The following is a 22,893-nucleotide window of genomic DNA, read 5'->3' on the forward strand; positions in this document are numbered from 1 at the left end:
AGCATTTTTGTAAAAGTGGAACAAAAAAAATTAGAAACCCTCTAACAAAGCACTGGTTGCAGGGCATGTTAGAGGGTTTCGTGCGTAGCAGCTAATGTTAATGCATACTACTTCATAATGCTAATGGATTTCGCAGTGCTGTCATAAAATACATCCGCGCCAAAATACTCGGCAATGAAGCGCAGCGGCAGCATGGTACGTCCGTTTACAAGCTCAGCGGCTACATCCATGCCTGGTGCAAGTTCACCGATTGCAAATGATAAAGTCTGATCGTCCAAGGTAATCGTTACGGTTTTCGTAACGTGATCCCAGCCTACATTTGCTCCTAAGCTCTCGGCAACGAAGCGCAGTGGCACTAACGTTCTACCTTTGACGGCCATCGACGGAACGTCCATACCCATTTCGATTCCGTTTAATTTATACCCAGTCTTACCTAGCGTAAGTTCCAATTTCACTGGTTCAGGCTTACTTGTAACGTAGATATAGCCCAGCCCTTTTACAGTGAAGGTAAACTTGCCTGTCTCACGGTCATAGTTGCCGCCTAAACGTTCCTTACTGCCGTCTAATTGAAGCAGAACACCGCTTAATCTGCTAATTTCTTTAGCCGATAATTTCTCTTTTGTCAGATCGAAGGTTACGGGTATAGCTCCCGTATAATCCGTTACTTCCTGGCCATCCGCGAAGATCTTCAACTCATATCCCCGCCCGATAACTCCGTTTCCTTTATCTACAGGTTTAATGACAACCTTCATCCGTTTGCCTGTATTCAACCGCTTCAACAGTTCAGGGGACAATTCGACGGATACGGTGTCATTTGTAACGGTTAGCGGTTTGACGGCTTTGATCATCGCATCGATCGTATCGCTTTGAATCTCAAGCTCCTCTTTTCCGGCTGGCATCGTCAATTCAATGGAATCGCCCTTCTTCAACTGCTCTTGGATTGCAGCATCAACAGGATCCGCTACCGGTGATTCTGGCGAAGGAGTCGGCCTACTGCTTGGCCCCCCGGAATTTCCGCCATTGCCATTGTTGTTATTGCCGTTGTTGCCATTATTGCCGCCGTTGTTATTTGCCGTAATAACGATAGTCAACTCTTTCGTATCCATGCCTTCAGAATTAGAAGCCGCAACAGTGAATTTGTATGTTCCCGCTTCAGCAGGCACCCCTGAAATAACACCCGTACCTCCTTCTAAATTCAACCCGGCAGGTAAATAATGATCGCTCACGGTCCAAGTAACCGGTTTGTCGTCGTATACCGCTAGGGTTGCCGTATAAGCTTGTCCCACTTTGCCGCCTGGCAGATTCTTAGTGATAATCTCAGGGGCTTTATCAACTGGCTGATCTTCAGTAATTTCGATGCTCAATACGGACTCATCCATACCAAAGTCATTCGTTGCCGCGACCGTAAATTCGTAATGTCCTGCCTCTTGAGGCGTACCCGAGATAAGGCCTGTTGCTTCATCCAGATTCAAATCTGTCGGCAAACCTCCGTGTTTAATCTTCCAGGTCATCGGCTCGCTGCTATATACGGCTAGGGTTACCGCATATTCTTGTCCAACTTTACCGCTTGGCAGATGCTTGGTGATAATCTCCGGGGCTGTGTCAACTGGCGCCTCTTCAGTGATCACTATATTGAACGCTTTCGTATCACTGCCCGCTTCATTGGTGGCCTGAACTTTAAACGTAAATTGGCCCCATTGATCCGGTGTACCCGAGATAACGCCTGCATCTTCATCCAAGCTCAATCCCGATGGCAATTGACCTTCTACAACGGCCCATTTGATCGGCTTATCGCCGTCGGTGGCAAGAGCTTCCGAATACGGTTGTCCAACTTTGCCATCCGCAAGCGATTTCGTCGTAATCGTAGGTGCCGTTCCCGTGCCTGCATCATTATCAACCCATTTCGCGAATAATGCCATATCCCTCGTCACCGGATCCGCAGCGAAATTCCAGGCCTCATTGAATTCGGCATCTTGATACCAACCGCCGAAAACAGCATTATCTTTAGTCGGTGATGTCGGCTCGGTAATTGTCCCGCCCATATCTGCGAATTTCATCATCACTTCGCTGCCGCCATTAGAATCGAAAGTTACCCCATAAGGGTTATGCGCACCAATCGAAGGCGTTCTGCCGCCTAGTGGATTGCCGAAGAAATCTGTTCTCTCCGTCATATGAGGCAGAGCGTTCACGCGATCCACAAAGGGGCTTATAATCTCGGCACCTGCCCCATAGGCCGGGTTATTACCTTCAGCGAGGCGGAATCCGTTCATCGCACTGTAATCCAGCTTGGCATCCACTGTTCCGCTGTTGGCAATCCAATGCTCCGGCGCTGATTTATAATCATTTAATATTGAATTCAGTTCCTCTTCCGTCACATAGCGGTTGTCTGCGGCTGTTACGCCTGCGCCCAGATAACCGCCGCCGCCTGCTTCCATGCTGCCAAAAAGATTTGCCGGATATACAATATTATTCGTAAACCGTCCGGCTGCAAATGGAGCCGAGGTTCCCCCGCCTTTCAGACCAACCTGACTGTTTGCCCCGGTATAAGCAAAAATATTATTTTGGAAGTAAATGTGCAAGTTGGAGCCTGTCGGGTCAAATATCAATGAACTGCTATTCTTCAATGGCGTGACGATCACATTGTTATAGTATAATCCGCTTGATTCCTCGCTTGTTGAAGAACCTCCCGCAAGTAAGACAAGACTGTTGAAGCTCTTGTTGAAATCCGGGCTGCGACCGTCATTCACGCTGATGTTATAGCGAACGATATTGCCCTTGGCCGCATTCATCTGTAAATACCAGCCGCCATAGTTGTTTCGGCTATAGTTGTATTCGTACACGTTGTCCTGACAATAGTTGTCGATATCCCAAGCCATACCGTCATTGCTCGCATGATAGGGGTTATCCACAGCTTCGTTATAGCGGAAAATCGTACCTTTACTTGCCATAATCCACGCTGCCGCATAGTTTTGCGTACCTAGATAGGTCGGAGTTGTGTTATTAGGCCCCCAGTTCGCAACCAGGTTACCGCTCTTATCGCTTAAATAGCTGTATCCGCTGTCTGTGACCACATTTCGTTCCACAAGGGAGTTGTTCCCGCCGGACAGGACAATGCCATCTCCAACCGAACCAGAGATCCAGTTGTTTTTGAACACCGCGTTTGATGCCCAAGGATAGCTGGAGTTACTCCAAGTGATACCTGTGTTATTAGTCCCTGGACTGCTTGGCCCGTAGGCATTATTGCGAATACCTTCGTTATCGCAGCGAAGGGTTTTGTTACCTTCAACCAATATATCTACATAACCATTAATAATGATGCCGCCGGATACCTTATTTGCTCCATTGGCTTGGTGCAGCCCATTCACATCATGAACATAGTTATCTCGAATGACGATTCCTTGCATGCGGGCATCGGCATAATCTTGAATGTTAAACTGACCTTGACCCAGCTTGGAAATGCGTGACATTACAGCGATACCGGAACGGCCGTCGCCTGCTTTATTCCCGATGTTCGTTACTTCAATTCCACTGACTACCCAATAATTAACGTCGTATAATTCAATCGTGCCGTTTAAGGAAATGCCCGATGGGCTCGACGCTGTTCCCCCGCCGTTAATGATCGGACGTTGGTTAGGATCGGTCGTGTTATATTTCGTAAGCGTAATCGGATTACCTTCCTGACCGTTGCCGCGCAGTCTGATTTGGTCATTCCACACGCTATTCGCATCCAGATAAATGGTTGAACCCGGCATAAATACATATTCATTGATCTTGGAAATTGATTTCCATGCCGTAGCCGGTGTGCGTCCATCCGCTTGATCGTCCCCGTCATTGGAGAAATAATAATCGCGGACTTCAAGGGGCACAATGTTCAATTCGAATGTGATTTCGGCAGGATTCAGATCAAGTCGAACGGTGTATTTTCCCGGCACGATGCTGTTTCTGGCGAATGATTCTTTGTGGATTTTCAAAACATTGCCGCTAATCGTATAATCCACATCCCGCTGCAGAGCTACAGCCCCGATCTCCACACCGGCCAGATCCTCTAAATCAGGATTTACGGTGATATTGTAGTCCTTCAGACCAATAACATAGGTGCTATCTTCCAGGTGACTATACTCTTTAGGTAATAGTTTCAATGTAACGGAAGCTGTTCCGGTTTGCGCGGTTATTCCGCTATCTACAACATATACGTCATCGATAAAGTGCCTGTTCTGCATATCTTTCACCGTTCCAGGCTTGTTGCCCCAGTTCGTAGCAAACTGCAAGGCATCTATCTTGGTGATGTTGTTCTTCACCGGAGTATCAAAATTGCCGCCGTCAGTTGATTGCCTTTGAAGATCTTGTCCATCGATTTTATAGGTTGTTCCCGTGGATGTAACAAACCATTGAAATTTATGCCAGCCTTCGCTTCGCTGAACATCTACAGGATAGAATCTTCCGGATGAACCGGGTCTGACAGCGTAATTGGTCAGATTCGCCGCCCAGTCGCCGTCCCCATTCCCATAATTTATTGCGATATGTTCATTGGACGATGGGGTTAAGCCAAAGACAGCGTGATCGTTGGAAGCCGCTCTGCCATCATCATAGTACCAAGCGGTGACGATGGTTGTCTTCCCGGCTGCAGGGGCGTAATTATAGGTACCTGGAACCGTAGCCACCTGACCTGCACCGCTGGTTGTCGCAGCCTTTGCCCCGGTACGGGACATCACATCGCTGTGGACATATCCGTTCGCCCCATTCGAAAATTTCTTCTCCCCTTCAAACCCATCATAAAACAGGGTGTCCGCCTTATTGAAGTAATCCACGCTCACCTCAACGGTGACCTCTTCGTTCCCTGTCGGAACAAAGCCTTTCTTAACTGTTACAAATCCTGCTTTATCGACCTCGATCTTATCCTTGTCTTGATCCGCCGGGCTGAAGCTAATGTTATCGGCAACGAACACATCACCCGTATCAACGATTAGCCGAGTTCGGTCTCCTGCCCTTAAGGTATCGTTCTGGCGAATTAACGCAATGCTTGCTGAATATTGTGCACTCTCCCCTGATTCATCAGAATCCAGGAATCGTGAAGTTGCGTCGCCGTTCGCTGTTACTTTGAATGTATCATTTAAAGTCGGGGACAAAGCTGCATCATTGCTGGTAGCCGCAATCGGGCTTCCGTTAGCCTCTCCATTACTAAAAAGTCGAACCGAATAGGCAGCTGCGTTAGCGACGCGATCCCATGTAGCATAAGTACCGTTCCATTTTAAATTTTCCGGTGCCGGCAATTTCTCGATCGCCAATGTTCCGGATGCTGCAACTTCTTCACTGATGTCTCCCGCATTATTAATGACAATGGCTGTAACCGTGTAATTGCCCGTTCCCATTGCCCTTGCATAGGGTAAAATATGATGTCTTTCATGATTGTTAGGTTGGTCGGGTCCCCCATTTTTCGATAAATAATAACCAACAGGTTCCCCGTCTTTGAACAGGGTTACAAGGGTATCGCCATAATTGGAAGCACCCGTATAAATACCCGTGTCCGGGTTAAGCGTCGGGTTAATTGGCGAATTCACCGGTGTATGGGTGGTGATCAACAACGGGACAGCCTGGGACTTCAACACGACTCCCTCTGCTGAAGACACCTCGCAATAATAAAACTTGCCTTGTTGGGAAGCCGAGTCCACATTGGAAAGCGTGAATACCGCCTGATCGGCTCCGCTCACTTTTGCCCCGTTCAAACCAGTCTCGTCGTCAGATACGTACCATTGATAGGCTGCCGCAGCGGCTGATGCCGTAACGCTAAATGTGGCTGTCTCTCCTTGATTTACTTTTGCTGCCGATGGCTGAGTGATAATTTCCAAATTCGGCAATCCGCCGGGAGGTATCACATTGACTGTTAATGTTCGGGTTCCGGTTGTTGTGGCGACATCCTTTACCACATAAAAATCGTCGATTAGATGTTTGTTTTTAATATAAGCTTTATTGCCTGGCTGGCCGTTCCATCCTCCCGCTATTTTAGGCTGAATGGTCGTACCGCTCTTCATAGCTTTGTAAATACTGCTTTGTTCTGATTCGGGAATTAAGATTCCATCGATTTGCAGCCTCGCGCCATCCGGGGTTATTAGCCATTCGAATTTATGCCAGCCTGTGGAACGCTCAATCCCGCTATCCTTCCAACGGTTGCCTGCCGTGCCCGCTGAGGATGGGGCATATGCCCAAGTGTATTTCGTCGGGTTATGAATCACATCCGCCTCGGAACTTTGATAGATTGTCCCGGCAAAGGTGGCATTTTTCCCATCAACAACCGCAAATTGAGTTCTCTCCGTCGCTGTCTTCTCCCCATCGGGATACGGGTCAAAATACCATGCCGTCATCTTATAATTCCCGCCGGCCGGCAACGCCACGTCTTGGGCTACATTTTCATTATTCGTATCACCAGAAGGTGTAATCGCTTTCAAACCAGTGCGAGACTGAGCATCGGTCAGCGCGAATGTCGAACCTAATTTACCCGTTGATGTCATCGGTCCATTGTTGTTCTCGAAGTCTTCCATAAATAACACATCGGAGTCTTGGTAATAACTCGCCGTGGCTGTGACCGTCACCGGAATGCCCGGAGCCCCTGGAGCCGCAAATGTATAGCCGCTGGATAAAGTAATGTTGCCCTGATTATTAACGGCTAGCAGATTCGAATTACTGGAATCGTAGCTAACCTCGTCGATAACCGGACCTTTAACCAGACTGTTTAAAGGCGAACCTTTATAGGTAAGATTCACCCTGCCTGCCAGTCCTGCCGCTTGGGTCAACTCTAGTACAACGGAGTCAAAAGATTCGCTGCCTACCGCAGCCGACACTTCGGATGAAGGCGCCAAGCCGAACAGTCCTGGAAAAGCCAATGTCGTTGCCGTAACCATTGACAAAGCTTTTTTCATCCATTTCGATCGTATCATTCAAAAATCCCTCCCCTTTAAATTAATGACTTTATACTTTATAAAAAATCCGCATCTATGGAAGCTTCATCAGACACAGATTTTTATAAACGTTGAAAAACTAACTATTCTAGTTCACTATTAATTCACGGAATCGATTCCCTTTATATTTGATCTTTAGCTTATCCGTATTTGCAATTAAGGCTCGCAAGTCGGAGTCCGCCCGTCCGTAGATTAGGGAATCCTTCACTTCTTCCAGTTTTAGCTTGGTGATTTCCGGTTTGGACTTTAATGTCGCAACGACATCCTCGTCCAAATATTTACCGACTACGGTCTCCCCCACGGAAGCCGTCGCCAGCGACTCCCAGAACTCAAGAGACTCATTGTCTTCTTTGGATATATCTAATCTACTCAATACTTTCTCTTCCTTGGCCTGTCCCGACGCTGCTAAAGAAACCGTCAATTCATCGGCCATACGAACATATTCAGCGCTTCTAGTTGCATACTCTACTTGTAACTCGGCATCGCTCATTTTCGTTTGTTTAACCTGGGTTTCGACCAAATCCGGCCAACGGGCCCCACTTAAATATTGCATGTATTGATATAGATCAAACTGAGGCAAACCATAGTAGGTGTCCCCTGAATCGTCCATCTTAGCCCGCTTCCTATTTTCTTCTTCCATATCGGACTTCAGCTCATCAAAGCTTTTGTATGGGGCGATCCCTCGCTCATCTGCAATAAATTGCTCGTGTTTGGTGTTTAGCAATGCAGTCATCGCGGATTTTTTGACATATTCGGACGGAGTTTCATGTTGATCGCCGTATTGGCGTGTCCAGAATCCCTCATCTACTTGCGCCCCATAGGTTCTGAAGAAATAGTCCGCCGTTACAGCTCTCTGCTCCTGGACATAAAATTGAAATTCTTCCTCCGTTACGGCGTACCCGTTTACTGTAAACAGCCAATTTTCAGGCAGATCCACCCTTTTGCTAGTTAAACTCAACACGAATAAAGCAAGGACAATCAGAAATACGGCGGTAAACAAGATGATCATTGTTGGTTTTCGCTTTGTAATCCTCATGGCTCCCCCCATTTCAAAACGGTTAGACCTAATTGTAAATTTAGCGTTCTCTCAATGTAAGCGCTTATTTTGACTTAAGAAGAACAAATTTGACTTATAAAAATATCCTTGGTTTGCAATGGGGAGAGCATAACCAAGAGGAATAACAGAAAAGGTACCACCCCTCACTTTTCGAGAGATGATACCTTTTATGTTTATAATGCCATTTCTTATTAAGAGATCGATGGATTCTGTTGTTTAATCTCTTGTATGGAAAGGTGGAGACTATAATTCCCATACTCAAGTAGATCATCAAGAAAAAGATTTAATTGATCTTGCGATTTCACTTTAAGTTTTATATGGTAACAGCCCGCGCCCGATACTCGATGGACTTCAACCACCTCGTTTCGATTCTGAACAAACCGTATAAACAAATCATGGTTTGCTGTCTTCATATAAATAATGACAAAAGCAGTGTAGGCAATTCCCAACTTCATTTCATCGACAATTAGGGAGTAAGCTTTAATTACACCGTTATCCTCCAGTTTTTTTATACGATTCCCTATTGCTTGTCCGGTCATATGAATTTGTTCTCCAAGTTCTTTCCATTGAAGGCGTGAATTCTCGGAAAGTAACCGAAGAATCTGAAAATCAATGTTATCCAGCTCCATTATAAATTCCTTTCACCATGAAATAGTTTGATCCCAAAGCGTTTCGTCAAAGCATCGATCATGATCGTGATCCGGGTTATCATTTTATTGTAATAAATAAATCAATGAGGTGAAAGAACATGAGTACAGCTTTAATCATTGTAGATATACAAAACGACTATTTTCCAGATGGGAAGATGGAGCTAAGCAACCCTGATCGAGCAGCCGCCAATGCTGCCAAAGTTCTTGATTGGTTTAGACAAAATAATAAAGATCAGATTTTTCATGTCCAGCATATCGCAAGCAGTCCGGAATTGGGCTTCTTTCTTCCAAATACTGAGGGAGCCGAGCTCCATAAAACGGTGTTGCCTTTAGAACACGAAAGCATTATCGTAAAAAATTTCCCGAACAGCTTTTTGAAGACGGATTTAGAGAGCAAGTTAAAAGAAAAAGGTATCACCAAGGTAGTCGTTGTCGGGATGATGACGCATATGTGCATCGACGCCACTGTCAGAGCTGCGGTGGATCTTGGTTTTGAAACTACACTAATTGAAGATGCATGTGCGACCAGGGACTTATCTTATCAAGATAGAATCATCCCCGCTGAACAGGTTCATTATGCATTTGTCAGCGCTCTTCACGGCATGTATGCCAATGTCATTTCGACCGAGGAATTCCTGCAACAGAATTAACAGTAACTTTATGAAAAGGTCCCGAATTATCTTCGGGGCCTTTTTCTGTTGATAGAAACATCTTTATCCGTTAGTGAAACGCTTATATGGAGTTACTTCTTTAAGGCTATTTTTTATTTATTAAAAATTTAAATAAATGACTTGCACCTTACGTAACGTAAGGTTTTATAATAAGGCTACCGGTAATCAAGCTAGCGGCATGGAACGGAGATGATCAACTGAAAAAACATTGGAAAGTCGGGGATCTGGCGAAGCTGACAGGGCTGACCGTGCGCACATTGCGCTTCTACGACCAGATTGGTCTGCTCTCGCCGTCGGCTGCGACAGAATCGGGGCATCGGCTCTACGACGACGAAGATTTGTCGCGACTCTATCGAATTGTATCTCTGAAAGAGCTAGGCCTGTCGCTCGACGAAGTGAAGGCGGCGCTGACGGATCACGAAATTGACCTGCTAGAGGTCGTAGACCTCCAGGTCGAGCGAGTGCAAGAACAATTACGGCGGCAGCAGAAGCTGCTTGATCAACTGAGGCACGTCTCAAAGCTGATGAAAGGAAAGGAGCAGGTGACAGTAGACGATTTCACCTCGCTGTTGCAAGCGATGAAGAACGACTACGAGAAGCCGATCCTGAATCGACAACATAGTTGGGAGCAACGTTTTGGCCTGCTGGGGATGTTCTTAGCGGGCGGGGTTGAAAAAACGAACAATATAAAAGAAGAAAGCAAGGAGGATTAAGATCATGAAAGAAAAGTTTGTAAGCCATGGAACATTCGTAATTGAAAAAACGTATTCGGCATCCAGGGAGCAGGTGTACGAAGCGATGGCCGACGCTGAAGCCAAAGCACGTTGGTTCACGAAGCCGGAAGTGTTCGAATTCCGGGTTGGCGGACGGGAATTCAGCAGCGGTGAAGCACCGGATGGAGGAGTGTACACGTTCGATGCGACTTATCAGGAGATCGTTCCTCTCGAGCGGATTGTTTATACTTACGTGATGGACTTTAACGGCGTACGGTTCTCGGTGTCGATTACTACGATTGAGCTTTCAGACTCAGATGGCGGCACGAGGCTGACCTTTACGGAGCAAGGCACCTTCTTCGATGGACTTGATGCGGTTGAGAATCGGGAACACGGGTCGAGAGAACTGCTGGAGCTGCTGGGCAATTCGCTTGCTCAGAACGGAGAAGCCGCTGCGGCAGAGGACGCCGACCTGGCTCCCGGCGAATTGGAGTTTGCTCATATGCGTTTGTATGACTTCCCACTGGAAGAAGTTTACCGGGCATGGTCGCAGCCGGAGCTTCTTGCTCAGTGGTGGGGCCCTAACGGCTTCACAAGCACGTTCCGGGAATTCGACTTCCGCGAAGGCGGCTTCTGGCGCTTTACTTTTCACGGAACGGACGGCAAGGATTATCCGAACGAAAACAAATTCATCGAGATCGAGCCGGGGAAGCGTATCGTACTGGAGCATCAAGGCGCTCCTGAATTCCGGCTGACGGCAACATTTTCCGAACAGGCTGATCGGACGCGTGTAACATTCCGCCAACAGTTCAAAGACAAGGACATCTTCGAGCAAGTAAAATCCTTTTGCCCGGACAGCAACGAACAGAACCTGGATCGTCTTCAAGCTGTGCTAGAGGGAAAACGTGGTAAGTAACTGAGGGGGAAACATAATTGCATAAACAGAATCGGCCTAAGAACGTTGGAGCGTTCTTAGGCCGATTTAGGTTTATGGCTGGTATTTTAGTTAATTCTTTATTATTTTTACTTACTCCACCGTCACACTCTTCGCCAAGTTTCTTGGCTTGTCGACGTCATTGCCGCGGGCCAGAGAAGCGTAGTAGGCCAGGAGCTGCAATGGAACGACGGACAATGCCGGTGTAAGGAGCGGCAACGTCTTCGGAATCGCGAAGGCCTGGTCGACGGATTTCAACAATCCGGCTACATGCTCTTCGTGCGTGATCGCCATCACGTCTGCGCCGCGGGCTTTCACTTCCTTGATGTTGCTGACGGTCTTCTCAAGCACGGCTTCCTGAGTCGCCAAAGCGATGACAGGGATACCTTCCTCGATCAGGGCCAAGGTTCCGTGTTTCAATTCACCCGCCGCATAGGCTTCGGAATGGATGTAAGAGATCTCTTTCAGTTTAAGCGATCCTTCCATGGCTACGGCATAATCAAGGCCGCGACCGATGAAGAACAGGTGCTCATGCTTGGAGATTTGCTCGGCATAAGCCTTAATGGCATCCGCGTTTTGCAGCATGCTTTCCACTTGCTCAGGCAATGCTTGCATAGCGGCAAGTACATGCGCTACTTTCTCTTCCGTTTGCGTGCCGCGCACTTGGGCCAAATGCAGGCCAAGCAGGTAGAACGCGATCAACTGGGAAGTGTACGCTTTTGTCGAAGCGACGGCGATTTCCGGACCAGCAAGCGTAGCGATCACATCGTCCGCATCGCGGGCGATCGAACTGCCAACTACGTTTGTAACGGCCAGGACATGTGCGCCATTCGCGTGCGCTTGACGCAAGGCAGCCAAGGTGTCCGCAGTTTCGCCGGACTGACTGACGACGATTACGAGCGTCTCAGGCGTAATAAGCGGCGAGCGGTAGCGGTATTCGGATGCGACATCGAATGATACCGGTACGCGGATCATTTTTTCAATGGCCTCTCCACCTACCAGACCGGCATGATATGCCGTTCCGCAAGCTACGACATGAATGTTGTTAATGGAGCGAATTTTCTCCTCGGTCAGATTCAGGTTCGGGAACAGCACCTTGCGGCCGCTCTCGTCGATCCGGCCCCGCATTGTATCGCGGTAAGCTTTCGGCTGCTCGTGGATTTCCTTGAGCATGAAGTGATCAAACCCGCCTTTTTCTGCGGTCACTGCATCCCAATCGACAGAAATCATTTCCCGAGAAATAAAATTCCCCTCAATGGTCATCAATTCGACAGCGTCTTCGGTCAACACCGCCATTTCCCCGTCATTCAAAATGTACACATTGCGCGTATAGTTCAAAATGGCCGGAATATCGGAACCGATGAAGTTCTCTCCTTCGCCCAATCCGATGATGAGCGGGCTTGCTTGACGTACGGCTACCAGTTTATTCGGCTCATATTCCGTCAATACGCCAAGTGCAAAAGCACCGCGCATGTAAGTGATCGCTTTTTGAACGGCTTTTACGATATCGCCTTCATACTCGCGGGCCACCAAATGGGAAATGACTTCCGTATCCGTCTCCGAGACAAATTCGCAGCCTTGGCTGATCAGCTCTTCTTTCAAATCCAGATAATTCTCAACGATCCCGTTGTGCACGACCGAGAATTTCTGGCTGTGGTCAGTATGCGGATGAGAATTGACATCCGACGGTTTGCCGTGAGTCGCCCAACGCGTATGACCGATTCCGGCCGTACCTACCAAAGGCGCTCCTTCCAGCTTGGACTCCAGGTTGGCCAGACGGCCGATCGATTTGGCAATTTGTAACCCGTCCGGTGTAAATACAGCGATCCCCGCCGAATCATAACCACGGTACTCCAGCTTCTTAAGTCCATCCAACAAAACCGCCTGCGTGTCTCTCTTCCCGATATATCCAACAATACCACACATATTTATATATCCTCCGTTTCATTCTCTCCGAATTTTATAGGCAGGAGAAAAGAAGCGGAAGATGCAAGCACGGTCCACAGAGACAGAACTATTCAATTTTTAAAGGTGGTTCAAAAAGTCATCTTTTGATCACGAAGCAACTCTTGTAGCCGATTCGGCATCGAATATTGAACTCACCCAGTCCTTCCGGTGCTCACGTAGGTTCTGCCTACGCTCCGCTCCTCAGTCCCGGCTTCATCCAATCTTCTCGGTGCTGAGAACCTGACTTTTTGAACGTTCACTTATTTTGAAAAATCAGAAAAGTTACAAGTAACTAGATCCATTTTCATGAATGTCCATACTTCTCCGTTCACTCGCGCTGCTTCCGCGTCTCCTGCGCACACTCATGAAATATCGATTAATAAATTTATAAGTTCCGTTTAGGAATAGCATCGACCCGTAAGGTTTGTGGGAACGGTCGCCCATTCCTTTTGCCCTTGCGGTTACGGTGCGATGCGGCACCGGGAGGCCCCCGCCGAACAACTCGAACACCTCCACCTCGTCAGCTTGCATTTGCCGTCCGTCTATCACGAAGCTATTGCAGTAGTCGACCAGCCTAATGCTGTATTGCCTACTTCTTCGGGAAAGACTTCAACGCGCGAAATCAAGCTCTGGCGCTTATGCTGCTGTGTAACCTCACTACCCTCGCTTTCTTTTCTTGAATATGCTTATTATATGCACCCTCGAGACATTTGGCAATAATCAAGTTGTCCTGATTACTACAGCCTGTCCCCAGAAGTCTTACCCAATAGCAAAGCCGCTGAAACCGGAATTTTCCAGTACCAGCGGCTTATTTTGAAGACCTATGAAAGAAGTCACACTCTTTAGCGGTTGCTCAAAAAGTCATCTTTTGAGCAACTCACATTTTATAATTATTAAAAACTAAACGAGTTCTTTCTCCACTACGGATACGATTTGCGCCACCAGTTGCTCCAGCTCTTCCTTCTCGGGCCCTTCCGCCATGACGCGGATCAGAGACTCCGTTCCGGATGCACGGACCAGTACGCGGCCGTTATCGCCAAGCTGACGCTCCACAGACGTGATAGCCTCCTCAATGGCTGGGTTGCCGACAAACTTGCTCTTATCCTGCACCCGAACATTGACCAGCACCTGCGGATATTGCTTCATTACCTTTTTCATTTCGCTCAGCGGTTTACCTGTTCCCTTCATTGTGTCGACCAACTGAATCGCCGTCAGGATACCGTCTCCGGTCGTATTGTAATCGAGGAAAATAACGTGCCCCGACTGCTCCCCGCCCAGATTGTACCCGCCGCGGATCATTTCAGCCATGACATAACGATCGCCGACCGCTGTTTGCTGCGTGTTCAGCTCCAACTTTTTGGTCGCTTTATAAAATCCGAAATTGCTCATCACTGTAGAGACGATCGTGCTGTCCTTCAGCTTGCCGGCCCTGTTCATCGCATCGCCGCAAATGCAGAGAATGTAGTCGCCGTCGACCTCTTCCCCTTTTTCGTCGATAGCAATCAGACGGTCTGCATCCCCGTCAAAAGCAAGCCCCACATCGGCGCCCAGACGTAATACTTCTTCTTTTAGCTTCTCCGGATGCGTGGACCCGCAATGATCATTGATATTCAAGCCGTTCGGCTCCGCTCCGATCGTGTATACTTCAGCGCCCAGCTCTTTGAAAAGCATTGGAGCCAGCTCATAAGCAGCGCCGTTCGCGCAGTCGAGCACAATCTTCAGCCCTTCAAAAGAATGGCTGATCGTCGTTCTCAAATGAGCCAAATATTTAAACTTCGATTCGATATCGATCATCACGCTTCCGAGTCCGCCGCCTACAGGGCGAGGAAGCTCGTCAACCTCTTTATCCATCAGTTCTTCGATCTGCAGTTCAGTTTCATCGGAGAGCTTAAAGCCGTCGCTGCCGAAAAACTTGATCCCGTTATCCTCAACCGGATTGTGGGAAGCCGAAATCATCACGCCTGCATCGGCGTTCAGGATCCGGGTCAAATAAGCCACCGCCGGGGTAGAAACGACGCCTAAACGAATAACGTCGGCTCCGATCGACAGCATCCCTGCTACAAGCGCAGATTCCAACATGACGCCTGAAATACGGGTATCCATCCCGATAACAACCTTCGGCTTCGGAACCTGTCCCGCAAGAACATAGCCCCCGCAGCGTCCGATCTGATAAGCCATCTCCGCCGTTAATTCCTTATTTGCAACTCCTCTGACTCCGTCCGTTCCAAAATACTTTCCCATGATTTTAATTTCACTCCTTCAACATAGTGTGAAGCCCCCGCCCCCTATCTCTGTAAGGCGAAAGGCTTCATAATCCTTCTCTTTGTCAGTATGGGTCTCGATGTATGGTAATGCTTGTTATTCGCGGCTTATTCCGGAGGTTATCCTCCGTCTCCATCATCCGGTACACCCTCGCTTCCGGTGCTGCCGGTGCTACCGGAACTGCCAGTACTCCCAGTACCGCCAGTGCTCCCGCTGTCGTTCGCACCGTTACCCTGATGATTGGCTCCATCCCCCGGAGGAGTCGAACCGTTTCCGGGATTCTGCTCTCCCTGCGGTTTATCTTCCGGCACTGTGGTTGCAGGCTTCCCTTTTTCCGTCAGCTCGATCTGCACCTCAAGGGGCCCGCCTGTATCCGACAGCTCGACAAATTCAGGCAGTTTCACCGAAATCGGAACCGTGTGGGTACCCTGTCCCAATCCCGATAAATCCACTGTCGCCGAAACATCCCCGGCTTTCAGTTTATCCAGGATCTCCTTCGCAGCGGACACACTTAGCGAAACCACCGCATCTTCCGGATGGACGAACTTTGTCGTTAAGTTCTCATTCGCATTGATCAGCGTGAGCGGGACATTGTCGATTAGCTTTTGACCAGCGGGTTCGATTTTTACGGTAACCTGAACAGAGCTCGGCTCGATTTTCTCAAAACCTTCGGGAGGAGTCAAGTCTACTGTGTACCTGGTCTCATTTGTCCCCTGGAATTGACTTAAATCGACAGTTACCGGATAGGATGATATACCCTCAAGCGATTCTTTTGACCCATAGATCGCCACGCCTTCGACATTCGTACTTACGCTGGCCAGAACATATCCGTTAGGAAGCTTTCCTGCCTTACGTACTTCCAAAGGAACATTTTTGTATAACTTATTAATCGGCACCTCTACCTCGACCGTGTCCGGCGAGATTTCAGCATTTTTCATTTCTTGCCCATGCTTATCATATGCCGTGAGCTTTACACTCTTGCCTTTCACCGTTTCGTTGATCCCTGTTACGTCTACCGTCCCTTGTACCTTCTGCAGTTCACCGATTTCGCTCTGCGGCAGCGTGACGTCAACAAGGCCATTTCCACCCAAAATTGGACCTCCGAGCTGCATGCCGTCCGCCGGATTGCCCTTGGTCACGATGGTCACGGGAATCTGCTTCGTTTCTTTCGCTTCAATTGTTACCTTTATAATAGACGGCTCCATGGAAATCAATTGAACACCGGGAGGAAGTTCATGCGTCAAAGGTAATGTAATCGTGCCCGGTCCTATATTTTTCAAATCCAGTTTTACTTTATAGTCGGAAAAATTCGTAGTCAAATCGGTCCGTTTGCCCTTTACCTCTAGCCTGACCGTATCCGGTTCCAGATCGTACAGCACATATTTGTCGCTGTCGAATCCGGTGACCTGGATTTTGGTATCGATTGTTTTGGAGTTCACCACGGTCGTCGGGGCGACCGGCGTCCCGCTGTCGATATGAACCATCGCCCAAAGAATGATGCTGAACACCAGCGCAATGATCTTGGCAAAATTGTTATGGTTAAGCCACTTATCCATTATTGCCCGGCCTCCTTCTTTTTCCAGAAGGGCTTGCGTTTTTCCTTCTGGTTCGAATTTGGGCCCAGCTCTTCATACAGTTTCGAAATGAGGGACTCTTCATTAATATCGCGCACAACCTGCCCGTCAATGGCCAACGAGATTTGTCCGGTCTCCTCGGATACAACGATAGATATCGCATCACCGACCTCACTGATTCCTATGGCAGCGCGGTGCCGGGTGCCGAGCTCCTTGCTGATGAACGGATTCTCAGATAACGGCAAATAACAGGCGGCGGCTGAAATTCTGTGTCCCTGCATAATGACCGCACCATCATGAAGCGGCGTATTCGGAATAAAAATATTAATGAGCAGCTGCGAGGAAATGACCGATTGCATCCGGATGCCCGACTCGGTGTATTCATTAAGACCCGTGTTCCGCTCGAAAACGATTAATGCCCCTATTTTTCTACGGGATAAAAAATTAACGGCCTTAATAATCTCGCCGATCTCCTTGCCGAATTCCTCTTCATCCGCCGTGTTGCGCCCGAACAATTTTCCCCGTCCAAGCTGCTCGAGAGCCCGTCTTAATTCCGGCTGGAAAATGATAAAGATCGCGAGCACCCCGAACGTAAACATCTGGTTCATCAGCCATTTCAAGGTGTACAGATCGAACCAGGTGCTCACCGCCCAAATCACGACCAGGACGAGAATCCCTTTCAACAGTTGGATCGCTCTCGTTCCCCGTACAAGCAAAATCAGGTGGTATATTATATAGGTAACGATCAGGATATCGATAAGGTCTTTAATGTAATCCTGCCACGTCAAATTTGCAAAATAGTTCATGGTGCAACCCCCATAAGCCCCTTGTCGGCAAATTCGCCAACGAAGGAACGTTTATGTACATCTTTTACATGCTTGTCTTTATATGTTCCCCTAAACTCTAGGTTATAACGTTCCAAAGACAGATGCAAGCGCACAATGTGATTAGTAGCTTTCGTCACTGCAAGAAAATATTCCCATTCAGGCAAAAATAAAACGGCGCCGGTTCCCGCAAAGGGAGGCGCCGCGTGCCGGTCTTGCTGCTATCTGTAGGCGACTTCCGTAAACATGTCAGTGATCCTGTACCAAATCCAATCCAGCGCCTGATCAATGCTCTTGATCTCTCCTGCAATATGCGCTGTGGACGCTTGGTAATACGACCCGTCGATCACTGTCAGATTACCCTGGACATCGCCGTATATCTCTGCCTTGCCGTTCTCTACTGTCAGGTTTCCGGCAATCGTTGATCCTTTCGGAACAGTAACCGTGTTGCCGTTAATGATGACCTGATCCAGGTCTGCCGTCTTGACTACCAGCTGATCGTCGCTTTCCCACAGAGAAACTGCGCTAAACAGCATGACGAGGAGAAACATCGCCGCAGCCGTAAGAGCCGGATGCTTTCGGATCCAGCCGATCCAAGCCTGTTGTTTGCGCTGATTCGGGATCTTGCTCATTATTCGGTCTACGAGTTCATCCGGTGCCGTGATCGATCTGTGCTTAATCGTCGCAAACAGCATCATTTCTGTCTGCTCCAGCTCCTTAAACCGTTCATTGCAAGCGGAGCAGTCTTTAAGATGTACCTTCAACTCCACGGCCTGCCCATGCGTTAAATCTTCATCCAGATAATCATGCATCAATGAGGAGGCTTGTTTGCAATCCATATCAGCCAATCCTTTCAGTATCAATCTATGGATAACCAATACACCGTATTGGCATAGTCGTCCTATCTTACATTACGTCTGACGGTACAAAGCGTTTCATAAAAAACGCAAAATCCCTCCGTCAGATCAAAAAACTTTATTCTCCAGCTTTTTACGCAAAAATTCGCGTCCCCGGTGTACTCTTGTTTTCACTGTAGTTACCGGCATATCCAACACGTCACCGATTTCCTGCAGCGAAAGGTCCTGCAAATAGCGCAGAACGATGACCGACTTATATTTAGCTGGCAAACCTTCAATCGCCTGATGGATTGTCTGCTGAGTTTCCGACAACAAATATTCGCTTTCCGGCGTTCTTTCGTCCCCGGGAATCAGCGTATAGCCATCCATGCCCTCCTGATCGTTCATTTCCGCGTCAAGATAGTAACTGGGCTTCCTCTTCCGGAGCCGGTCGATGCACAGATTCGTAGCGATCCGATAAATCCACGTGGAGAATTTCTGCTTATCGTCATAGCGATGAAAACTCTTATACACGCGCAGAAACGTCTCCTGAACGATGTCCTCGGCCTCATGCCGGTTAGACAACATCCGGTACGCCAGATGAAAGATTTTATCTTTATATAAATCAACGAGTTCGGCAAATGCCCCCTGATCACCTTTACGGGCCAATTTTACCAGTCTCGCTTCAAAATGGTCCACCACCATAATTTCCCCCAGATCCATGGACGGGCTTATTCGGGACATCTGCTTGTCCGGCCTTCCGCTCCCCGTGCCCACTTTGCGGTGACATTCGGCCGCTTTCACTTCATTCAAATGTTAATTCAACTCCATGTAAAATGCAATACCATTCATATATATCCCATGCGAGTTGTATAAATTATTAAAAACACAAGCCGCATCCTTCTCCTTTGCAGGAGCGGAGCGGCTTGTGTTTGAATGCCGGGTATCAGCCTGTATTCCGGAGGCCGGCGGCAATTCCGTTGATCGTGAGCAGTACCTCGCGCAGCAGGTCTGAATCGTCCTGTCCTTTTTCGCGAGCAGCCCGTAATTCAGTCAGCAATTGAACCTGCAGATAGCTGAGTGGATCTACGTATGGATTACGAAGTCGTATCGATTCCTGTACCACTGGGGAATCATCAAGAATCTCAGGAACGCCCGTAATTTTGAGAATCATATCTTTCGTCAAATGGAACTCTTGCTCGATTTGTCCAAAGATGCGATCCTTCGCTTCCGAATCTCCGCACATTTCGGCGTACTCTTTGGCGATGACCAGATCCGCCTTAATAATGGCGAACTGTAACGTGTCCATCAACGATCTGAAGAACGTAGAGTTCTTATACATATCCTGAAGTACCTTCAGGTTTTCCTCATTGTTCTGATAATAAGTGTAGAGTCCTGTACCTGCCGCATACCAGGCCGGGAACAAGTAACGGCTCTGCGTCCAGGCAAATACCCAAGGGATCGCACGCAAATCTTCAAAACGATCGCTGTTCTTACGTTTCGAAGGTCTGGAACCGATATTGAGCTCGCCAACTTCCACCAGCGGTGTCGATTCTCTGAAGAACTTCAGGAAATCCGGTTCGCGGAACACCAAATCCTGATACTTGTTGAGTGAAGTCTCCGAAATCCCTGCCACGATGTCATCCCATTTGTCTTCTTCCGGATTGGAAGCTGGACGAACCCGGGCCTGAACCGCCGAAGTGATAAGCGCCGAAGTCGCCGTCTCCAAGCTGCGGTAAGCAATACCCTTCAGGGAGTAACGGGAAGAAATAACCTCGCCTTGCTCGGTAATCTTAATCCCTCCGCCGATAGTTTCCGGCGGCTGCACTTGAATACTGCGGTTCAGCGGCATACCGCCGCGCCCCAGAGCACCCCCGCGACCATGGAAAAACTTCAGCTTCACGCCATACTGTTGGGCTGTTGCCGTAATTTGTTTCATTGCGACACGCAGTTCCCAGTTTGCAGTAACCACGCCGCCATCCTTATTACTGTCGGAATATCCGAGCATGATTTCTTGCAGGTCGTTCATAGCGGCTACGGATTGACGGTAAATCGGCATTTCAAACAAACGGTGCATGATGCCTGGTGCTGCATGGAGATCATCAATCGTTTCAAAGAGCGGTACGGCTTGCAATGTGCAAACTACAGTGCCGTCGGCTTCTTTACGGAACAAACCCACTTCTTTGGAGAATACCATAACCTCCAGAATATCGCTGGCGGCTTCAGCCATACTGATCAGATAACTGGTCACGCATTGCGGTCCGAATTCCTTTTGGGCCTCAAATACCGTACGGTACACATTCAGGCATTCCGTCGTGCTTTCACTATATTCCTGATATGGCGAAGTCAAAGGACGCGGATCGTTGAGCAGGCGCTCCAGAAGGGTTACCTTTTCCTCTTCCTCAAGTTCGGCATAATTGCTTACGATATTCATATGAGCCAGAACTTCCGTCATGGCATTTTCGTGTTCCTTGCTATGCTGACGAATATCCAGTGTAGCCGTATGGAATCCGAACAGCTCCACTTGCCGCATCATTTTTTTGATATGCGTATCCGCAACGTAATCCGCATAGTGGTGACGCAAGCTCCGGTCAATGATTCTCAAATCCTCGATCAGGCCGTTTACGTTGTCGTAACGATCGTGGGAGTCCTTTTTCGAATCGTCCAGTACGTTATGGAGCTTCTCTGTCATATAAGTCAGCTTAATGCGGTATGGTTCCTTCTCATTGCGCCAGTGCGGCGTTTTATTCAGCGTCACCTGCAGGCGGTCCTTCTGAATCGAGGCCAGAAGTTCCTCCGTGACGTCTACGATGCTGGTGCTGAAGCTAAGGTACTTAAACAGCTCCGACAATAATCCCTGATATTCGCGGATTGCCAGCTTACGCTGCATTTTAAGCGTCTCCCAGGTTACATTGGCGGTTACGGAAGGGTTTCCGTCCCGGTCGCCACCGATCCATGAGCCGAAGCGCAGGTAGGTAGGAACATGCCACAAATGCTCTGGATAGTATTTGCTTAGACAACGCTCCAGTTCTTGATACACTTCAGGAAGCACATGGAACAAAGTCTCGTGAAAATAATACATCCCATTTCTCACTTCATCGAGAACCGTCGGTTTGCGATCCCGCAATTCGTCGGTCTGCCAGAGTGTAATGACCTCGTTCAACAGCTTCTCTCTAAGCTGCTCCCGTTCCCGGAAAGTCAGCGTCGGGTTATCGAGCTGAGCGACATCATCGGCGATCCGTTTATGGATATCAAGAATAGCGCGGCGCATCGCTTCCGTCGGGTGAGCCGTCATCACGAGTTCCAAAGACATGCTCTCCAAAATTTCTTGAGCTTCGCTGAAATTAAAACCTTGTTCCTTCAGGTCTCTTACCGCAGCTTCGATCGTCCCGGTTTGTACCGCTTCCCCTGCGGAACGCTCATAATCTCTTTTGCGGCGAATCCGATGGTTCTGTTCCGCAATATTGACCAATTGAAAGTAAATAGCGAATGCCCGGATGACCTGGTGTCGAATTTCTGGCTCCAAGGAATTAATCATTCCCTTGAACTCTTCATGCAATTCCGGCAAGAACACAGCCCGCAACGACTTACTGGCTTCACGAATCTTCTCGACAATATCCAAGAGTTCATTACCGCCTTGATGGACAAGGACCTCTCCTAGAATATTGCCCAAAAAACGTATATCTCGCCGAAGAAGGTTGTTCGAGTTGGTTTTGCCGGCAGCTAGCGTTAATTCCGTCATATTTCTCCCCCATTTCATCCCTATTCCTTCTCTAAAAGCCTTCCTACCATAATACAATAAACTTTCCTGAAAATCTTCACTTTATTTGTAAGGAATTTTAAGGATACGGTAGTCCTCTTTAAACAATAAGAGCGGCCCCCCGCCTGGGAAGCGCCCTATTAAAGGCTTTGTTTACTTCGATTGCTCCATCGGAATCAGTAACACAATTGTTACCCGTCATAGTATCTCTATAACTACCCTAACACGGTGAAGCAATAAAATGCAAGGTTAAAAAAAACCTTCGATTATAACAAAAAACATCATCCGACTGATGATGTTGCTGTTATGTATGGAGCGGGTGATGGGAATCGAACCCACGCTACCAGCTTGGAAGGCTGGAGTTCTACCATTGAACTACACCCGCACCTTATAATGGTCGGGACGACACGATTTGAACATGCGACCCCCTGGTCCCAAACCAGGTGCTCTACCAAGCTGAGCTACGTCCCGAAATAAGATGGTGAACCATTATGAAGTTAAAGTGGCGCGCCCTAAGAGATTCGAACTCCTGACCTTTTGATTCGTAGTCAAACGCTCTATCCAGCTGAGCTAAGGGCGCGTATTATGGAGCGGACGACGGGAATCGAACCCGCGACCCTCGCCTTGGCAAGGCGATGCTCTACCGCTGAGCCACGTCCGCAAAGATGGTGCGCGTGGAGGGACTTGAACCCCCACGTCAAAGACGCTAGAT

At 48.3% G+C, this 22,893-nt stretch carries 14 protein-coding genes and 4 tRNA genes; 3 read left to right on the top strand and 15 right to left on the bottom strand.

Going from position 1 to position 22,893, the window contains the following annotated elements:
* Window positions 1–107: 107 nt before the first annotated feature.
* The 3 genes from KJS57_RS24240 to KJS57_RS24250 all read right to left on the bottom strand — a co-directional run bounded on the left by KJS57_RS24240 (window position 108) and on the right by KJS57_RS24250 (window position 8,639).
* The gene (locus tag KJS57_RS24240; protein ID WP_213656604.1) at window positions 108–6,932 is read right to left on the bottom strand and encodes a putative Ig domain-containing protein; all 6,825 of its coding nucleotides are present in this window, start codon (window positions 6,930–6,932) and stop codon (window positions 108–110) included.
* 109 nt (window positions 6,933–7,041) lie between these two features.
* Window positions 7,042–7,989 carry a hypothetical protein gene (locus tag KJS57_RS24245; protein WP_213656605.1) on the bottom strand — a complete coding sequence of 316 codons (948 nt, stop codon included), beginning with the start codon at window positions 7,987–7,989 and terminating at the stop codon, window positions 7,042–7,044.
* Between the two features lie 212 nt (window positions 7,990–8,201).
* A complete protein-coding gene (locus KJS57_RS24250) occupies window positions 8,202–8,639 on the bottom strand; it encodes an Lrp/AsnC family transcriptional regulator (protein ID WP_213656606.1) in 438 nt (145 codons plus the stop codon).
* A 119-nt stretch (window positions 8,640–8,758) separates the two neighbouring features.
* Here KJS57_RS24250 and KJS57_RS24255 point away from each other — a divergent pair, with 119 nt between their 5' ends.
* From KJS57_RS24255 to KJS57_RS26740, 3 genes are all read left to right on the top strand, one after another.
* Entirely contained in the window at window positions 8,759–9,310 is a 552-nt protein-coding gene (locus tag KJS57_RS24255; RefSeq protein ID WP_213656607.1) for a cysteine hydrolase family protein, read from the top strand.
* Window positions 9,311–9,528: 218 nt separating this feature from the next.
* The gene (locus KJS57_RS24260; RefSeq protein WP_213656613.1) at window positions 9,529–10,044 is read left to right on the top strand and encodes a MerR family transcriptional regulator; all 516 of its coding nucleotides are present in this window, start codon (window positions 9,529–9,531) and stop codon (window positions 10,042–10,044) included.
* 4 nt (window positions 10,045–10,048) lie between these two features.
* Window positions 10,049–10,960: an SRPBCC family protein gene (locus KJS57_RS26740; RefSeq protein WP_213656608.1), complete on the top strand. Its 912-nt coding sequence runs from the start codon at window positions 10,049–10,051 to the stop codon at window positions 10,958–10,960.
* A gap of 111 nt (window positions 10,961–11,071) precedes the next feature.
* Here the strand turns inward: KJS57_RS26740 and glmS are convergent, their stop codons facing one another.
* The 12 genes from glmS to KJS57_RS24325 all read right to left on the bottom strand — a co-directional run bounded on the left by glmS (window position 11,072) and on the right by KJS57_RS24325 (window position 22,842).
* The gene (gene glmS / locus KJS57_RS24270; RefSeq protein WP_213656609.1) at window positions 11,072–12,904 is read right to left on the bottom strand and encodes a glutamine--fructose-6-phosphate transaminase (isomerizing); all 1,833 of its coding nucleotides are present in this window, start codon (window positions 12,902–12,904) and stop codon (window positions 11,072–11,074) included.
* 303 nt (window positions 12,905–13,207) lie between these two features.
* On the bottom strand, window positions 13,208–13,456 hold the full coding sequence (locus KJS57_RS24275; RefSeq protein WP_213656610.1) for a hypothetical protein: 249 nt from the start codon (window positions 13,454–13,456) through the stop codon (window positions 13,208–13,210).
* A 369-nt stretch (window positions 13,457–13,825) separates the two neighbouring features.
* A complete protein-coding gene (gene glmM, locus KJS57_RS24280) occupies window positions 13,826–15,166 on the bottom strand; it encodes a phosphoglucosamine mutase (protein WP_213656611.1) in 1,341 nt (446 codons plus the stop codon).
* 140 nt (window positions 15,167–15,306) lie between these two features.
* Window positions 15,307–16,743 carry a CdaR family protein gene (locus tag KJS57_RS24285; protein WP_244861694.1) on the bottom strand — a complete coding sequence of 479 codons (1,437 nt, stop codon included), beginning with the start codon at window positions 16,741–16,743 and terminating at the stop codon, window positions 15,307–15,309.
* Window positions 16,743–17,567 (bottom strand): diadenylate cyclase CdaA, encoded by an 825-nt coding sequence (gene cdaA / locus KJS57_RS24290; RefSeq protein WP_211025910.1) that lies wholly within the window; start codon window positions 17,565–17,567, stop codon window positions 16,743–16,745. The genes KJS57_RS24285 and cdaA overlap by 1 nt, the downstream gene beginning before the upstream one ends.
* A gap of 239 nt (window positions 17,568–17,806) precedes the next feature.
* Entirely contained in the window at window positions 17,807–18,424 is a 618-nt protein-coding gene (locus tag KJS57_RS24295; protein WP_211025912.1) for a zf-HC2 domain-containing protein, read from the bottom strand.
* A 126-nt stretch (window positions 18,425–18,550) separates the two neighbouring features.
* On the bottom strand, window positions 18,551–19,126 hold the full coding sequence (gene sigW, locus KJS57_RS24300) for an RNA polymerase sigma factor SigW (protein WP_211025920.1): 576 nt from the start codon (window positions 19,124–19,126) through the stop codon (window positions 18,551–18,553).
* A gap of 241 nt (window positions 19,127–19,367) precedes the next feature.
* Window positions 19,368–22,163 carry a phosphoenolpyruvate carboxylase gene (ppc, locus tag KJS57_RS24305; protein WP_211025922.1) on the bottom strand — a complete coding sequence of 932 codons (2,796 nt, stop codon included), beginning with the start codon at window positions 22,161–22,163 and terminating at the stop codon, window positions 19,368–19,370.
* 329 nt (window positions 22,164–22,492) lie between these two features.
* Window positions 22,493–22,566, bottom strand: a tRNA-Gly gene (locus tag KJS57_RS24310).
* A gap of 9 nt (window positions 22,567–22,575) precedes the next feature.
* Window positions 22,576–22,652 (bottom strand) — tRNA-Pro (locus KJS57_RS24315).
* Between the two features lie 32 nt (window positions 22,653–22,684).
* Window positions 22,685–22,761: transfer RNA gene (locus KJS57_RS24320), tRNA-Arg, on the bottom strand.
* Window positions 22,762–22,767: 6 nt separating this feature from the next.
* Window positions 22,768–22,842: transfer RNA gene (locus KJS57_RS24325), tRNA-Gly, on the bottom strand.
* Window positions 22,843–22,893: the final 51 nt, after the last annotated feature.

It is taken from the genome of Paenibacillus vini (genome assembly GCF_018403325.1).
Taxonomy (GTDB): Bacteria; Bacillota; Bacilli; order Paenibacillales; family Paenibacillaceae; genus Fontibacillus; species Fontibacillus vini.

Bases quoted from the DNA above. Each gene is read 5' to 3' on its own strand.
- KJS57_RS24240 (WP_213656604.1), bottom strand. From the start codon at position 6,932: ATGATACGATCGAAATGGATGAAAAAAGCTTTGTCAATGGTTACGGCA.
- KJS57_RS24245 (WP_213656605.1), bottom strand. From the start codon at position 7,989: ATGAGGATTACAAAGCGAAAACCAACAATGATCATCTTGTTTACCGCC.
- KJS57_RS24250 (WP_213656606.1), bottom strand. From the start codon at position 8,639: ATGGAGCTGGATAACATTGATTTTCAGATTCTTCGGTTACTTTCCGAG.
- KJS57_RS24255 (WP_213656607.1), top strand. From the start codon at position 8,759: ATGAGTACAGCTTTAATCATTGTAGATATACAAAACGACTATTTTCCA.
- KJS57_RS26740 (WP_213656608.1), top strand. From the start codon at position 10,049: ATGAAAGAAAAGTTTGTAAGCCATGGAACATTCGTAATTGAAAAAACG.
- glmS (WP_213656609.1), bottom strand. From the start codon at position 12,904: ATGTGTGGTATTGTTGGATATATCGGGAAGAGAGACACGCAGGCGGTT.
- KJS57_RS24275 (WP_213656610.1), bottom strand. From the start codon at position 13,456: ATGCAAGCTGACGAGGTGGAGGTGTTCGAGTTGTTCGGCGGGGGCCTC.
- glmM (WP_213656611.1), bottom strand. From the start codon at position 15,166: ATGGGAAAGTATTTTGGAACGGACGGAGTCAGAGGAGTTGCAAATAAG.
- KJS57_RS24285 (WP_244861694.1), bottom strand. From the start codon at position 16,743: ATGGATAAGTGGCTTAACCATAACAATTTTGCCAAGATCATTGCGCTG.
- cdaA (WP_211025910.1), bottom strand. From the start codon at position 17,567: ATGAACTATTTTGCAAATTTGACGTGGCAGGATTACATTAAAGACCTT.
- KJS57_RS24295 (WP_211025912.1), bottom strand. From the start codon at position 18,424: ATGGATTGCAAACAAGCCTCCTCATTGATGCATGATTATCTGGATGAA.
- sigW (WP_211025920.1), bottom strand. From the start codon at position 19,126: ATGGTGGTGGACCATTTTGAAGCGAGACTGGTAAAATTGGCCCGTAAA.
- ppc (WP_211025922.1), bottom strand. From the start codon at position 22,163: ATGACGGAATTAACGCTAGCTGCCGGCAAAACCAACTCGAACAACCTT.